General features: G+C 62.2%; 1 protein-coding gene. It reads left to right on the top strand.

The window, feature by feature from the left end; genetic code table 11:
• Positions 1-233, top strand: a 233-nt coding sequence (locus tag ACPYOI_RS37150; RefSeq protein ID WP_481424317.1) for an S-adenosylmethionine:tRNA ribosyltransferase-isomerase, incomplete at both ends; no start/stop codon positions are given.

Below are 233 nucleotides of genomic sequence, written 5' to 3'. Positions count from 1 at the left end.
GCTCAATGCCGTGAAGGCGAGGGGCGGACGCATCATCTGCGTCGGGACGACGTCGCTGCGATTGATCGAAAGTGCTGCCGATGACGACGGCACCATCCAGCCCTGGCAGGGTGCCACCGGTATCTTCATCACGCCCGGCTACCGCTTCAAGGCCGTCGACATGCTGATGACCAATTTTCACCTGCCGCGCTCGACGCTGTTCATGCTCGTATCGGCCTTCGCCGGCCTCGATA

It is taken from the genome of Rhizobium sp. SVR5-2C, assembly GCF_056755115.1.
Note: the sequence above shows the minus strand (reverse complement) of the source record. Positions and strands in the feature narration are given on the sequence as shown.